The following is a 14,130-nucleotide window of genomic DNA, read 5'->3' on the forward strand; positions in this document are numbered from 1 at the left end:
ACAAATCACGGGGGAAGCGTACATGAAAAAACAAAAATCCGCTGAGAAACACCAGTTAAAAGACGACCTTCAATCCGACATCAAAGCAAAGCTTATGGAGATGAAGAGCCAATTGAAGGAAGAGGATGAAAAGAGGCAGGAAAGAGAAAAAGCAGAACAGATCAGAAAGAAAAAAGAGATCGAAAAAAACAAAAGCTTTGAAGAACTCCTTAATGAAAACCAAATGGATTGGCATCAATATAAATAAACCAGCACCCGTACAGTGCTGGTTTTTCTGTTATGAGCGGTGCGCTTCGTAAACGTCTTGTTTCGTATGAGATTGGAGCGCTTTGATTTCCTCTTCGCTTAAACGCCGTGCGTTTGCAGCCTGAACGTTTTCCCGTAACTGCTCAATCTTACTGGCGCCTGTAATCACTGAGGCGACAGCCGGCTGTGCTAACAGATACTGCAGAGACTTTTCTGTCATGGAAAGATCGGGCGCGACATTCTCCATCGCTCTGCGGGCATTTGTCAATTCCTCAAACGAATAGGATAAGTACCCGTTTTGTTTGATGCTGTCCGCCACTTGTTCAAGCGGTTTTTCAGTTAACAGCCCTTTTGCAACCGGACCCCTGGTGACTACGCTGATTTGATGTTCCTCTAAAAGCGGAAGCCATTCCTCGGGGCGTCTGTCAAACAGGCTGAATTGCATCATAATACTGACGATGTTGGATTTTTTCACATATTCTTTTATCACATTCGGACGAATGGAAGAAATGCCGTAGTAACGGATCACACCTTCTTGTTTTAACTCCTCAAACGCTTCAATGGTTTCATCAATGTTGTCCTCTATCGTGCCGCCGTGAAGCTGATAAAGATCAATATAATCCGTTTTCAGCCGCGCAAGGCTCTTTTTTACGGCTTCTTTTATATAAGCTTTTGAAGGATCCCAATACCAGCCTTCGCTTTCTTCATTCCAGCGGTTTCCCGCTTTCGTTGCCAAAATAATATCCTGGCGTCTGTTTTGGATCGCATCACCGACGATTTCTTCGTTGCGTCCGCGGTCATACAAATCCGCTGTGTCCAAATAATTGATGCCCAGCTCGATCGCTTCATCCAGAATGGACAAGGCTTTGTTTTTTTCAGTTCCAAGAGACATACAGCCGAGTCCGACTTCGCTTATTTCTAAATCAGAAGTACCCAGTTTGCGCTTTCTCATGTGCACACTCCTTTTTTAGGCTTTGTATTGACCGTAATATAAAGGAGCTGAAGTTTCAACTTTTACGGCTTAGAGACCCAATCTTTCACATATTGGAATGTGCGTCCGTACTCCTTTAACTTTGCCCGAATCTCCCATGCTTTTCCGACTAAGACAACACCTTTGGGCATGCGGTGCACTTTCACGAAGAAGCCCCCTTTTTTCTAGTATGATAAAATGTATGGGGCATCATATAGAGACAGAACGGGAGATGAAGAAATGAAATCATTAGAAGAAAAAACAATTGCCAAAGAACAGATCTTTTCAGGGAAAGTCATTGATCTCTATGTAGAGGACGTTGAGCTGCCAAACGGAAAAACGAGTAAACGCGAAATTGTGAAACACCCTGGAGCTGTAGCCATATTAGCTGTCACAGATGAAGGGAAAATCATCATGGTGAAACAATTCCGCAAGCCTCTTGAGCGGACGATCGTTGAAATCCCGGCAGGAAAGCTTGAGAAAGGGGAGGAGCCTGAGTACACGGCACTTCGGGAGCTTGAAGAGGAAACGGGGTATACAGCGAAAAAACTGACAAAAATCACTGCGTTTTATACATCACCCGGCTTTGCTGATGAAATTGTTCACGTGTTTCTTGCTGAAGAGCTTTCTGTACTCGAAGAAAAACGGGAGCTTGATGAGGACGAGTTTGTTGAAGTGATGGAGGTGACGCTTGAAGATGCGCTAAAGCTGGTTGAATCGCATGAAGTATATGATGCTAAAACAGCATATGCGATTCAGTATCTTCAGCTGAAAGAAGCGCTCCAAGCACAAAAATGAAAAAGATTTACGCGGATTTGCACATTCATATCGGCCGGACCTTTACAGGAAGGGCTGTCAAAATAACAGGCGCCAAAACGCTGACGCTGGACCGAATTTTGGTTGAAGCCAGTGAACATAAAGGAATTGAACTTCTTGGCATTATTGATTGTCATTCTCCGGAAGTTATCCTGGAGCTTGAGGAAGGCATTTCATCTGGAAGATATCACGAGCTTGCCGGCGGGGGGATTCGTTATCGCAGCACGACTCTTTTATTGGGAAGCGAGCTGGAGATTTATGATGAAGCCTGCAGCGGACCGATCCATGTGCTCGTCTTTATGCCGACGCTGGCTGATATGAAGCAGTTTTCAAACTGGCTGTCAGCGCGGTTGAAAAATATTCACTTAAGCTCACAGCGGATTTATGAAACGGGCTTGAATCTGCAAAAAAAAGTGAAGGAAATGGGCGGGCTGTTTATCCCCGCCCATATCTTTACACCGCATAAAAGCTTATATGGAAAAGGGGTTAAATTAAGCTTAACCGAGGTTTTTGATCCCTCTATGATAGATGCGGTGGAGCTTGGGTTAAGTTGTGATACAGACATGGCTTCTCACGTATCTGAATTGAATCAGTATACTTTTTTAACAAATTCTGATGCGCATTCGTTAGGAAAAATCGGCAGAGAATATAATGAACTATATGTACAGTCAGTTGATTTTACTGAATTTGCACTTGCATTAAGGGGACAGGGTGATAGGAAAATTACCGCAAATTACGGCTTGGACCCTCTATTGGGAAAATATTATCAGACGGCTTGCGAGGCGTGCGGAGAACCTGCTGTGAGCGGGGAAACGGCGTGCGCGAATTGCGGAAATGCCAGGTTTACCAAGGGAGTCAGTGAAAGATTGCGTGAATTGAGTGATCAGACTGAAGTTCGCGTCCCGCGTCCGCGATATATTCATCAGATTCCGCTGCAATTTGTTCCGGGTGTCGGTCCGAAAACACTGGACAAACTAAAAAAAGCCTTCGGAACAGAAATGGCTGTTCTTCATGAGGCTGCAGAAGAGGATTTGGCTCGAGTTGTCCCGCCGAAAACCGCGGCACTTATTGTAAAAGCTAGATCCGGAAAGCTGGAATTGAAAGCAGGAGGAGGAGGAACCTACGGGAAAATTAAACGGTGAGTTAAAGATTAACTCAGTTCCTCCTGTACTTTTCTTTTTGTCCGGATAAAAGTGATCAGCTGGATGATTTCGTCTTCACTTAGCGGCTTGCTATCAACAGAAATGGTAAAGTCAAGGCTGCTCCACGTGGTCAATTCAATGGTCTGAGGAGCAGTCTGCTTTTGTTTCTCGCGGCCCAAAAGTTCATCGCAGGTTGTGTCAAAGAGGTCAGCCAGCATGGCAAGTGCCTCAAGCGAAGGCCGGCGGTAGCCTGACTCGTAGCCGGCATATGTGCTTTTTGCGATACCCAGAAGGTCAGCTGTATATTGAAGTGACCAATTTTTCTTTTTTCTCAACTCAGTTAAACGATCTAGATTCATGAACTTCCGCTCCTTTTTCACGTTGAGCTGATTATATCATATAGGTATTAGGAAGTGTACGCGAATTGAATAATAATGTCTTGCGTATTTTATTTTCCGTGTCTATAATTGCATTAAAAGTATGCGAAAAGCGAATGCCTTCTCGCAACCCATCTTTAGATATAGTGAAGAGGTGCATGGTATGAAAAAATTATTGATGTTGACAACTGGGGGAACGATTGCTTCAGTTGAAGGGGAAAACGGGCTGGCTCCCGGGGTCAAGGCTGATGAATTATTAAGTTACGTATCAAAACTTGATAACGATTACACGATGGAAACTCAGTCGCTTATGAATATAGACAGCACCAATATGCAGCCTGAATACTGGGTTGAAATAGCAGAAGCCGTTAAGGAGAATTATGATGCCTATGATGGATTTGTTATTACACACGGTACAGATACAATGGCCTATACATCTGCCGCACTATCATATATGCTGCAGCATGCCAAAAAGCCGATTGTCATCACTGGTTCGCAGATCCCGATCACGTTCCAAAAAACCGATGCCAAAAAAAATATTACAGACGCGATTCGCTTTGCCTGTGAAGGCGTGGGCGGCGTTTATGTTGTGTTTGACGGCAGAGTTATCCAAGGAACGCGAGCGATCAAATTAAGAACGAAAAGCTACGACGCATTTGAAAGCATCAATTACCCATATATCGCTTTTATCAATGAAGACGGGATCGAATACAACAAACAAGTAACGGAACCTGAGAACGACACCTTCACAGTTGATACTTCACTATGCACTGATGTATGTCTTCTGAAGCTGCATCCAGGCTTAAAGCCAGAAATGTTTGATGCCCTGAAAAGCATGTACAGAGGAGTTGTCATTGAGAGTTATGGCAGCGGGGGCGTGCCGTTTGAAGGCAGAGACATTTTGTCAAAAGTGAATGAGCTAATCGAAAGCGGCATTGTCGTCGTGATCACAACTCAATGTCTGGAAGAAGGCGAAGACATGAGCATTTACGAGGTCGGCCGTAGAGTAAACCAAGACTTAATTATCCGATCCAGAAATATGAACACAGAAGCAATCGTGCCAAAATTGATGTGGGCACTCGGCCAGTCTTCGGATCTTCCAGTCGTCAAGCGTATTATGGAAACACCGATTGCCGATGACGTTGTCCTGTAAAATCACAGAAACGATGATCAACAAAGAGAAAGTAGGTTAAAGATATGTTAAACGGCCAAAAAGAATACCGCGTGGAAAAAGACTTCCTTGGAGAAAAACAAATTGAAGCTAATGTTTATTACGGAATCCAGACGCTCCGTGCTTCTGAAAACTTCCCGATTACGGGATACAAGATCCATGAAGAAATGATTAACGCGCTTGCGATTGTAAAAAAAGCTGCAGCTCTTGCCAACATGGACGTGAAACGGCTGTATGAAGGAATTGGCCAAGCTATCGTACAAGCTGCTGACGAGATTCTGGAAGGCAAATGGCACGATCAGTTTATCGTCGATCCGATTCAGGGCGGTGCCGGAACTTCTATGAACATGAATGCGAATGAGGTTATCGGAAACCGGGCGCTTGAAATCATGGGACATAAAAAGGGAGACTACATCCATTTAAGCCCAAACACACATGTGAATATGTCACAGTCTACAAACGATGTGTTTCCGACCGCTATTCATATTTCCACATTGAAGCTGTTGGAAAAACTGCTGAAAACAATGGAAGATATGCATAGTGTGTTCAAACAAAAAGCACAGGAGTTTGATTCTGTTATTAAAATGGGCCGGACACACCTGCAAGACGCTGTTCCGATTCGTCTAGGCCAGGAATTCGAAGCGTACAGCCGCGTCCTGGAGCGTGATATCAAACGGATCAAGCAATCACGCCAGCACCTGTATGAAGTCAACATGGGCGCAACAGCTGTCGGTACGGGCCTGAACGCAGATCCTGAATATATCAAACAGGTTGTGAAGCACCTTGCTGATATCAGCGGTCTTCCCCTTGTCGGTGCTGATCATCTCGTTGATGCGACACAAAATACAGATGCCTATACAGAGGTATCGGCTTCATTAAAAGTCTGCATGATGAACATGTCGAAGATCGCAAACGACCTTCGCTTAATGGCATCAGGCCCGCGCGCCGGACTTGCAGAAATTTCTCTGCCGGCACGTCAGCCGGGGTCATCCATTATGCCGGGAAAAGTCAATCCGGTTATGGCTGAGCTAATCAACCAAATTGCATTCCAGGTTATTGGAAACGACAATACAATCTGCCTTGCTTCAGAAGCCGGCCAGCTTGAATTGAACGTCATGGAGCCAGTGCTTGTCTTTAACTTGCTTCAATCCATCAGCATCATGAACAATGGCTTCCGTTCGTTCACTGACTATTGCTTAAAAGGCATCGAAGCCAACGAACAACGCTTGAAACAATACGTGGAAAAAAGTGCGGGAGTGATCACTGCAGTCAATCCGCACCTTGGGTATGAAGCGGCAGCCCGAATTGCCCGGGAAGCAATTATGACAGGCCAATCAGTCCGTGATCTATGCCTGCAGCATGATGTGCTGACAGAAGAAGAGTTGGATATCATTTTAAACCCATATGAGATGACAAAACCAGGTATTGCAGGGAAAGAACTATTAGAAAAATAAAATTTAAACAAAACACAGCTTATTCATCTCCGTATAGTCGGATGAATAAGCTGTTTACAACATAGGGATGAGGAAGTATAGTATACGTGTTGCACTATTTATTGAAAGCGTTTTAGCTTTTTACATGAAGGGGGACTTCTTTTGAAGGATGTAAGACTGCCAACACTATTCGAAATTATTATTGTACTAGGATCATTTTTAGCACTTGTCATGTCGTTTACAGTCTTTTTAGACTTGCCGATACAGCTCGCGCTCTTCATTTCCTGGTTTATCGCAATGATTCTCGGAATCAGACTCGGTTATTCTTATAAAGATATGCAAAATGCCATCCTGAATGGAATATCAAACGGTCTTGAAGCCGTTCTGATTCTTGTTTCAGTAGGAGCACTTATTGGAACTTGGATCGCCGGGGGGATTGTACCGACTCTGATTTACTATGGTTTAGAATTTATTCACCCTAGCATCTTTTTACTTGCAACGCTAATTATTTGTTCAATTATGTCTGTAGCAACAGGAACGTCGTGGGGAACAGTCGGAACTGCCGGCATTGCCATGATCGCAATTGGAGAGGGATTAGGCCTTCCGCTTCCTCTTGTAGCGGGAGCTATTCTTTCAGGCGCTTATTTCGGGGACAAGCTGTCTCCTCTGTCTGACAGCACAGTTCTTGCTTCTTCACTATCTAAAGTGGATGTGTTAGATCACGTCAGAGCAATGCTCTTTTTATCTGTGCCAGCATATGTGATTACCGCAATTTTATTTACAATTACCGGTTTTATGTACGGCGGGAAAAATATTGATCTTGATAAAGTTGAATTCTTGAAATCATCTTTGCAAAATACGTTTGACATTCATATTTGGATGCTGATCCCGGCTGTTGTCGTGATTATCTTATTGGCGCTGAAAAAGCCGTCAATGCCGGTTATCGTAATTGGCGCATTGCTTGGCGCTGTCTGGGCTGTTGTTTTCCAAGGCATGAATCCAGCGGATGCTGTTGCAACTGCCTACAACGGATTCTCTATTAAAACAGATGTGGAATTCTTGAACGGCCTGTTAAATCGCGGAGGCATCGTCGGAATGCTCGGTTCCCTTGTCGTCATTATCTTTGGTCTCGGATTTGGAGGCCTGCTTGAAAAGCTTGGCGTCTTAAAAGTGATTGTCTCTATGTTTGAAAAGAAATTAACATCACCGGGCAACGTCACTTTATCTACGCTGATTGTAGCGTTTTTAGCGAACATCTTCGGCTGTGCGATGTATGTATCTCTTATTTTGACTCCGAAGATTATGGAAAACAGCTATGATCGATTGAATCTCGATAGAAGAGTGCTATCCCGTAACTCAGAGGTCGGAGGTACATTAACTTCAGGTATGGTGCCTTGGTCTGATAACGGTATTTACATGGCGGGAATACTAGGAGTTTCTACCTTCTCTTATTTGCCGTTTATGTGGCTGAGTTTTGTTGCAATAGGTCTTGCCATTATCTATGGTTATACAGGAAAATTTATATGGTATACGAAAAACAATACAGTTAAAGAAGAAAAACTAGGCTAATAGGGGAGGATCACTGAATGATAGCGAAACACATGATTCGGACACTGATGATTGAAACGCCTTCGGTTCCCGGAAATCTTGGAAGGGTGGCTACGGCAATCGGCCTCCTGGGCGGGGATATTGGTGAAGTGGAGACGGTAAAAGTAGGACCCAATTACACAATGCGGAATATTACCGTTCAAGTGGAGAATGAAGAACAGCTTCAGGAAGTGATCGCGGCTGTACAGGCCTTGGGAGAAGGGATCAGGCTTCACACCGTATCTGATGAGGTCCTGTCCGCACATGAAGGCGGAAAAATCCAAATGAAAAGCAAAATGCCGATCCGCTCGCTGGCAGAGCTCGGACGTGTCTATACACCAGGTGTAGCAGACGTGTGCAGGCTGATCGAAAAAGAGCCTGAAAAAGCGTCTATTTATACAACGATCAGCAATTCTGTCGCGATAGTAACGGATGGAACGGCAATCCTCGGTCTTGGGAATATTGGCTCTGTGGCAGGCATGCCTGTCATGGAAGGAAAGGCTGCTCTGTTTGATCAGTTGGCGGGTATTAGCGGCATTCCGATATTGCTTGATACGAGTGATCCTGAAGAAATCATCAAAACAGTAAAGCATATTTCTCCGGGTTTTAACGGCATCCTGCTTGAAGATATCGGCTCGCCGCATTGCTTCGAAATTGAGGACCGCCTAAAAGAAGAGCTGAACATACCTGTTATGCACGATGATCAGCACGGTACAGCTGTTGTGACGCTGGCAGCTGCCATCTCGGCATGCAGAAGCGCGGGGGTTGACCTGAAAGAAGCGAAAGTGGGGCAAATCGGCCTGGGCGCAGCAGGTGTTGCCATTTGCCGGATGTTTATGGCCTACGGCGTGAAAGCTGTATACGGAACAGACAAATCAAAGGAAGCAATGAACCGTCTCGAACAATACGGCGGACAGGCAGTTGCCAGCATTGAGGAGCTCATGGAAACATGTGATATTGTCATTGCCACAACGGGCGTTCCGGGGTTAATTAAACCAGCATTTGTACGTTCTGGTCAGGTAATTTTGGCTTTATCGAATCCGAAGCCGGAAATTGAGCCGGAGGCCGCGCTGCAGGCTGGCGCCGCATATGCAGCGGACGGACGTTCTGTTAATAATGTGCTCGGTTTCCCGGGGATTTTCAGAGGGGCGCTTAATGCGAAAAGCAAAGAGATTAATCATAATATGCTTGTCGCAGCAGCAGAGGCCATCGCAGCCTGCACAAAACAAGGCGATGTGGTCCCGCAGCCGCTTGATTCAAAAGTCCATCAAGAGGTAGCAGCTGCGGTTGAGCACGCAGCACTTACAGCAGTAAAATAAATGAAGTAAAACAGCACCTGGAATAAACAGGTGCTGTTTTTTCTCGTATCATATAATGATCTGCTATAATTGCTGTGAAAATAAATAAGGGAGTGATCAGCATGGCAAAAAGCCGGGCGAAAAAGAAGCGGGATCATCTGCTTAGAAATGGCGGGCGTGACGTCTTATTATCAAGAGGCATTACATCGTCGTTCAGCACACATGAAAGAATGACAAAAAGCAAAAAAGAAATTTTTAATAAACGGAAGCATAAGAATCCTTATGATCATACGGCAGTTGATGATAAGGATTTTTTTGTGCCCAAAAAAGCCGCCTAGCATTCTTCTCTATCGTTTCTTTTTTGAAAAAGGGCATGTTTTTCCGTTTCTTTCATACAATCTATTAAATCAAATCACTAGAGCGGGCGGGAGGAAACGGTATGCGAAAAATCTCTTATAAGGACATGTTTCTCAGACATGTCAAAGATCATCTCTCTCTTTATATATTTGTCTCAGTGCTGTTTTTCATGGGTGTCATCTTTGGCGCGATTATTGTCAACAGCATGACCATCAGTCAGAAAGAAGATTTATACTATTATTTAAGCCAATTTTTCGGACAGCTTTCGGATGGAAAACAGGCAAGTTCATCTGATATGTTTGGGCAAAGTATCTTTCATAATGCAAAGTATTTAGGGTTGATGTGGATATTGGGAATTTCCGTCATTGGGATGCCGATTATTTTTATCATGATCTTTCTGAAAGGCATCGTCGTCGGCTTTACTGTCGGGTTCCTTGTCAATCAGATGGGAGTCAGTGGTTTTTTCTTATCATTTGTCTCCGTATTGCCGCAAAATGTTCTGCTGATTCCGGCTTATCTGATTATGGGCACATGTGCGATTGCGTTTTCTTTAAAGTTAATCAGGCAGCTGTTCGTGAAACGAAGCCTTCATGACGCGCCGATCCAGTGGTTCGGGCGGTATGCCTTTGTGCTTCTGGTCATTCTGGTGTTAGCACTGATCTCATCCCTCTTTGAAGCATATTTATCTCCTGTCTTAATGGAACAGCTTACTTCGAGACTTTTTTAAAATCATTATTAAAAGAAAATCGTTTTATTTATCAGTTTATAATAATTATAGTTGGAACTCTGCGCGTATTTTGTTATAATGAGTCATGGAATGCGGCGTAGGAGGGAAAGACATGGAAAACCGTATTGATCGAATTAAGAAACAACTGCACTCATCCAGCTACAAACTTACGCCTCAGCGTGAAGCGACAGTAAGAGTGCTGCTTGAAAACGAAGAAGACCATTTAAGCGCAGAAGATGTATACCTCCTCGTAAAAGAGAAATCTCCTGAGATCGGTCTCGCAACAGTATACCGTACGCTTGAATTATTAACTGAATTAAAAGTTGTTGATAAAATTAACTTTGGAGACGGCGTATCCCGTTACGACCTTCGGAAAGAGGGCGCAGCTCACTTTCATCACCACTTGGTGTGCATGGAGTGCGGAGCCGTTGATGAAATTGAAGAAGATTTGCTTGAAGACGTGGAAGAAATCATTGAACGTGATTGGAAATTTAAGATTAAAGATCATAGATTGACGTTTCACGGCATTTGCCACCGCTGTAACGGAAAAGAAACTGAATAGACGGTGCCGAGCGCGAACCTTTTCTCATGGGGAAAGGGTTTTTTGCTGTTTCTATGTATAAAACCTTTCTGATTTGGCATATGGTTTAAATAACTGGAACCATAGGGAAAGGATCGATTAGGACATGGGAAGATTCCTAAAAACAGCTCTAGATGCATTGAAAGTTTTCATCCTGTTTACCGGTTTTACCGCTCTGTTCTATTATGCTATGATATGGGTGAATCAAGAGTATGAAAACTATCATCGGTACGATAAACCGGAAGGCTCCGCTGTAAAAGTTGTTGAAATGGATCAGGATGAAAAAGGCGGATGGTTCGACCGGTTGATCTTTTTTTACCAAAACGGGGAGTAGATCATGAGTGAAAGATCAAATAAAGGATTTCATCCACTATGTCATGGTAGAGAGAGGGCTTTCCCAAAACACGGTGGTATCCTATGAACGTGACCTGAAAAGCTATTCTCTCTATTTAACAGAAACCCTTCAAGTTACAGATTGGAATCACGTAACCCGCATACATATTATCCAATATTTAAAGCACTTGAAGGACTCGGGGAAATCCGGCAAGACATCGGCGCGGCATTTGGCATCCATTCGCTCTTTTCACCAATTTCTGCTCAGGGAAAAGGTGACAGACAAGGATCCTTCCGTTCATATCGAAACACAAAAGACCGAACGGGCGCTTCCGAAGGTGCTTGCGCTCAATGAGGTCGAGCGATTATTGGACACGCCTAAGCTGACGAGCCCTTTTGGCTACCGGGATAAAGCGATGCTGGAGCTGCTTTACGCGACAGGCATACGAGTCAGTGAGATGATTGAATTGAAAACGGCAGATGTTCATTTATCCATGGGTTTTGTCCGCTGCTTCGGAAAAGGAAGAAAAGAACGGATTGTGCCAATCGGTGAAGCCGCCGCTTCCGCCATTGAGGAATATATGACAAAAGCCAGGGGAAAACTGTTAAAGAACAATGTGTCTGACGCTCTCTTTTTAAATCATCACGGCAAACAAATCAGCCGGCAGGGATTTTGGAAAAACCTGAAGAAAATCGCGCTGGAAGCTGGGATCAAAAAAGAGCTGACCCCGCATACGCTCAGGCATTCCTTTGCGACCCACCTGCTTGAGAACGGGGCTGATCTTAGAGCGGTACAGGAAATGCTCGGCCACGCGGATATATCCACGACGCAAATTTATACGCATGTGACAAAAACAAGGCTGAAGGATGTGTACAAGCAGTTTCATCCGCGCGCCTAGCCGCAGGTGGCTGCGGCTTTTTTGTTTAGAGTGCCAGAAAATATCGAAGTTTCTCATTATTTCCGAATGCATTGTCAATGGGAATGTAAACGGTTTATACTTGAGTTGTCTGACCTCTAAGCGATACAATAGACGTATAGAAAAAAAGGAGGCTTTCAAGATGCCTGCATACAAATATAATCGTGTGTTTTTAATTGTAATGGACTCAGTCGGAATCGGTGAAGCGCCGGATGCTGCTGACTTTAATGACGAAGGCGCCAATACGCTTGGGCATATTGCCGAACATATGGATGGATTACATATGCCGAATATGGCAAAACTGGGCCTTGGTCTCATCGGAGATATCAAAGGTGTAGAAAAAACAGAACATCCGCTTGCGTATTATGGAAAAATGCAAGAAGCGTCAAACGGCAAAGATACCATGACCGGCCATTGGGAGATCATGGGCTTGTACATTGATAAACCGTTTAAAGTGTTCCCGGAAGGCTTTCCTGATGAACTGCTTCAGGAGCTGGAAAAGAGATCTGGACGCAAAATTATCGGAAACAAGCCGGCTTCCGGCACAGCGATTTTGGATGAACTTGGCCAGGAGCACATGGAAACAGGGGCTTTAATTGTATACACATCTGCTGACTCGGTTCTGCAAATTGCTGCGCACGAAGAGATTGTGCCGCTTGAAGAGCTGTACCGCATTTGTGAAACAGCCAGAGAGCTGACGCTTGATCCGAAGTATATGGTAGGCCGCATTATCGCACGCCCGTTCGTCGGAGAGCCGGGACAATTCAAACGGACACCAAACCGTCATGACTATGCGCTTAAGCCGTTTGACCGCACTGTCATGAATGAATTGAAAGACAGCGGTTTAGATGTGATTTCAATTGGGAAAATCTCTGATATTTATGACGGAGAAGGCATTACTTCTTCACGGAGAACGGTTTCCAATATGGACGGAATGGACAAGGTGATCGATACGCTGGGAGAAGACTTTACTGGTCTGAGCTTTGCGAACCTTGTTGATTTTGACGCTTTATTCGGACATCGCCGTGACCCGGAAGGCTACGGACGCGCGCTTGAAGAATTTGATGCACGTCTTCCGGAAGTGTTTGAGAAAATGAAAGAAGACGATCTGTTAATCATTACAGCCGACCACGGCAATGATCCTATCCATCATGGAACCGACCATACACGCGAATACGTGCCGATTCTTGCTTACAGCAAAAAACATAAGAAATCGCAAATGCTGCCGCTTGCAGATACATTCGCTGATATCGGCGCAACGATCGCTGATAATTTCCAAACGAATAAACCGAAATACGGAAAAAGCTTTTTATCTTTATTACAATAGGGGGACTGTTTCTTGAAAGACAGAATTGAACGCGCAGCCGCTTTTATTAAGCAAAACCTGCCGGAATCTCCGAAGATCGGCCTTATTTTAGGCTCAGGTCTTGGTATTTTGGCGGATGAAATCGAAAATCCGGTCAAACTGAAATATGAAGACATACCTGAATTCCCGGTATCTACTGTTGAGGGACATGCCGGCCAGCTTGTGCTTGGCACCCTTGAAGGAGTTTCCGTCATAGCTATGCAGGGCCGTTTTCATTTTTATGAAGGCTATTCAATGGAGAAAGTCACTTTCCCTGTACGCGTGATGAAAGCGCTCGGCGTGGAAACATTGATCGTGACAAATGCCGCTGGCGGTGTCAATACTGAATTCCGTGCGGGAGACTTAATGATTATTACTGACCATATCAACTTTATGGGAACAAACCCGCTGATCGGGCCAAATGAAGCTGATTTCGGCGCCAGATTTCCTGATATGTCTTCAGCCTATGACAAAGATCTATCCAGCCTGGCTGAAAAGATTGCGAAAGACCTTAACATTCCAGTTCAAAAAGGTGTGTATACCGCTGTGACAGGACCATCTTACGAAACACCGGCAGAAGTCCGTTTCTTAAGAACAATGGGCTCTGATGCAGTCGGCATGTCTACTGTTCCGGAAGTCATTGTGGCGAATCATGCGGGAATGCGTGTCCTTGGCATTTCCTGCATCTCCAACGCGGCAGCCGGAATTCTGGATCAGCCTTTAAGTCACGATGAAGTAATGGAAGTGACGGAAAAAGTAAAAGCAGGATTCTTGCAGCTTGTTAAAGCGGTCGTCGCTCAATACGAATAAAAATAAAAAATGAATGATAGC

At 44.5% G+C, this 14,130-nt stretch carries 17 protein-coding genes; 14 read left to right on the forward strand and 3 right to left on the reverse strand.

Features of this window, described 5'->3' with window-relative positions; translation table 11 throughout:
* The first annotated feature begins 22 nt into the window (after positions 1-22).
* Entirely contained in the window at positions 23-247 is a 225-nt protein-coding gene (locus tag AC4CV5_RS13925; RefSeq protein WP_373923170.1) for a YqkE family protein, read from the forward strand.
* A gap of 30 nt (positions 248-277) precedes the next feature.
* Here AC4CV5_RS13925 and AC4CV5_RS13930 read toward each other — a convergent pair whose 3' ends face one another.
* Positions 278-1,198 (reverse strand): aldo/keto reductase, encoded by a 921-nt coding sequence (locus tag AC4CV5_RS13930; RefSeq protein WP_166851155.1) that lies wholly within the window; start codon positions 1,196-1,198, stop codon positions 278-280.
* Positions 1,199-1,260: 62 nt separating this feature from the next.
* A complete protein-coding gene (gene mciZ, locus AC4CV5_RS13935) occupies positions 1,261-1,383 on the reverse strand; it encodes a Z-ring formation inhibitor MciZ (RefSeq protein ID WP_014114281.1) in 123 nt (40 codons plus the stop codon).
* Between the two features lie 73 nt (positions 1,384-1,456).
* Between mciZ and nudF the strand changes: the two genes are divergently transcribed.
* Together nudF and AC4CV5_RS13945 are read left to right on the forward strand one after the other, a co-directional pair.
* Complete coding sequence (nudF, locus tag AC4CV5_RS13940; protein WP_166851157.1) at positions 1,457-2,014, forward strand: ADP-ribose pyrophosphatase; 558 nt, start codon at positions 1,457-1,459, stop codon at positions 2,012-2,014.
* On the forward strand, positions 2,011-3,174 hold the full coding sequence (locus tag AC4CV5_RS13945) for a TIGR00375 family protein (protein ID WP_166851160.1): 1,164 nt from the start codon (positions 2,011-2,013) through the stop codon (positions 3,172-3,174). Before nudF ends, AC4CV5_RS13945 begins: the two co-directional genes overlap by 4 nt.
* Positions 3,175-3,182: 8 nt before the next feature.
* Here AC4CV5_RS13945 and ansR read toward each other — a convergent pair whose 3' ends face one another.
* Positions 3,183-3,533, reverse strand: a complete 351-nt coding sequence (gene ansR / locus AC4CV5_RS13950; RefSeq protein WP_166851162.1) for an HTH-type transcriptional regulator AnsR — start codon at positions 3,531-3,533, stop codon at positions 3,183-3,185.
* Positions 3,534-3,714: 181 nt separating this feature from the next.
* On the opposite strand from ansR, the gene ansA reads away from it, so the two are divergent.
* The 11 genes from ansA (at position 3,715) to AC4CV5_RS14005 (ending at position 14,109) form a co-directional block, all read left to right on the forward strand.
* On the forward strand, positions 3,715-4,704 hold the full coding sequence (gene ansA, locus AC4CV5_RS13955) for an asparaginase (RefSeq protein WP_166851164.1): 990 nt from the start codon (positions 3,715-3,717) through the stop codon (positions 4,702-4,704).
* A gap of 44 nt (positions 4,705-4,748) precedes the next feature.
* The gene (gene aspA, locus AC4CV5_RS13960; RefSeq protein ID WP_166851166.1) at positions 4,749-6,176 is read left to right on the forward strand and encodes an aspartate ammonia-lyase; all 1,428 of its coding nucleotides are present in this window, start codon (positions 4,749-4,751) and stop codon (positions 6,174-6,176) included.
* 141 nt (positions 6,177-6,317) lie between these two features.
* Positions 6,318-7,724, forward strand: a complete 1,407-nt coding sequence (gene mleN, locus AC4CV5_RS13965; RefSeq protein ID WP_166851168.1) for a malate-H+/Na+-lactate antiporter MleN — start codon at positions 6,318-6,320, stop codon at positions 7,722-7,724.
* 17 nt (positions 7,725-7,741) lie between these two features.
* Complete coding sequence (locus tag AC4CV5_RS13970) at positions 7,742-9,061, forward strand: malic enzyme-like NAD(P)-binding protein (protein WP_490923033.1); 1,320 nt, start codon at positions 7,742-7,744, stop codon at positions 9,059-9,061.
* Between the two features lie 101 nt (positions 9,062-9,162).
* Positions 9,163-9,378, forward strand: a complete 216-nt coding sequence (brfA, locus tag AC4CV5_RS13975; RefSeq protein WP_166851172.1) for a ribosome rescue factor BrfA — start codon at positions 9,163-9,165, stop codon at positions 9,376-9,378.
* 101 nt (positions 9,379-9,479) lie between these two features.
* Complete coding sequence (gene spoIIM / locus AC4CV5_RS13980) at positions 9,480-10,124, forward strand: stage II sporulation protein M (protein ID WP_166851174.1); 645 nt, start codon at positions 9,480-9,482, stop codon at positions 10,122-10,124.
* Between the two features lie 112 nt (positions 10,125-10,236).
* Positions 10,237-10,686, forward strand: coding sequence for a ferric iron uptake transcriptional regulator (gene fur / locus AC4CV5_RS13985; RefSeq protein ID WP_003223972.1), 450 nt, complete (start codon positions 10,237-10,239; stop codon positions 10,684-10,686).
* Between the two features lie 124 nt (positions 10,687-10,810).
* Complete coding sequence (locus tag AC4CV5_RS13990) at positions 10,811-11,038, forward strand: YqzK family protein (RefSeq protein ID WP_003223970.1); 228 nt, start codon at positions 10,811-10,813, stop codon at positions 11,036-11,038.
* A gap of 7 nt (positions 11,039-11,045) precedes the next feature.
* Positions 11,046-11,936: a site-specific tyrosine recombinase XerD gene (xerD, locus tag AC4CV5_RS13995; protein WP_222143101.1), complete on the forward strand. Its 891-nt coding sequence runs from the start codon at positions 11,046-11,048 to the stop codon at positions 11,934-11,936.
* Positions 11,937-12,096: 160 nt separating this feature from the next.
* Positions 12,097-13,281 (forward strand): phosphopentomutase, encoded by a 1,185-nt coding sequence (deoB, locus tag AC4CV5_RS14000; RefSeq protein ID WP_166851179.1) that lies wholly within the window; start codon positions 12,097-12,099, stop codon positions 13,279-13,281.
* Positions 13,282-13,293: 12 nt separating this feature from the next.
* Positions 13,294-14,109: a purine nucleoside phosphorylase I, inosine and guanosine-specific gene (locus tag AC4CV5_RS14005; protein WP_490923037.1), complete on the forward strand. Its 816-nt coding sequence runs from the start codon at positions 13,294-13,296 to the stop codon at positions 14,107-14,109.
* The last annotated feature ends 21 nt before the right edge of the window (positions 14,110-14,130 follow it).

The organism is Bacillus sp. NS1 (assembly GCF_058248265.1).

Coding starts and splice junctions, on each gene's coding strand:
- AC4CV5_RS13925 (WP_373923170.1), top strand. CDS start 23: ATGAAAAAACAAAAATCCGCTGAGAAACACCAGTTAAAAGACGACCTT.
- AC4CV5_RS13930 (WP_166851155.1), bottom strand. CDS start 1,198: ATGAGAAAGCGCAAACTGGGTACTTCTGATTTAGAAATAAGCGAAGTC.
- nudF (WP_166851157.1), top strand. CDS start 1,457: ATGAAATCATTAGAAGAAAAAACAATTGCCAAAGAACAGATCTTTTCA.
- AC4CV5_RS13945 (WP_166851160.1), top strand. CDS start 2,011: ATGAAAAAGATTTACGCGGATTTGCACATTCATATCGGCCGGACCTTT.
- ansR (WP_166851162.1), bottom strand. CDS start 3,533: ATGAATCTAGATCGTTTAACTGAGTTGAGAAAAAAGAAAAATTGGTCA.
- ansA (WP_166851164.1), top strand. CDS start 3,715: ATGAAAAAATTATTGATGTTGACAACTGGGGGAACGATTGCTTCAGTT.
- aspA (WP_166851166.1), top strand. CDS start 4,749: ATGTTAAACGGCCAAAAAGAATACCGCGTGGAAAAAGACTTCCTTGGA.
- AC4CV5_RS13970 (WP_490923033.1), top strand. CDS start 7,742: ATGATAGCGAAACACATGATTCGGACACTGATGATTGAAACGCCTTCG.
- brfA (WP_166851172.1), top strand. CDS start 9,163: ATGGCAAAAAGCCGGGCGAAAAAGAAGCGGGATCATCTGCTTAGAAAT.
- spoIIM (WP_166851174.1), top strand. CDS start 9,480: ATGCGAAAAATCTCTTATAAGGACATGTTTCTCAGACATGTCAAAGAT.
- fur (WP_003223972.1), top strand. CDS start 10,237: ATGGAAAACCGTATTGATCGAATTAAGAAACAACTGCACTCATCCAGC.
- AC4CV5_RS13990 (WP_003223970.1), top strand. CDS start 10,811: ATGGGAAGATTCCTAAAAACAGCTCTAGATGCATTGAAAGTTTTCATC.
- deoB (WP_166851179.1), top strand. CDS start 12,097: ATGCCTGCATACAAATATAATCGTGTGTTTTTAATTGTAATGGACTCA.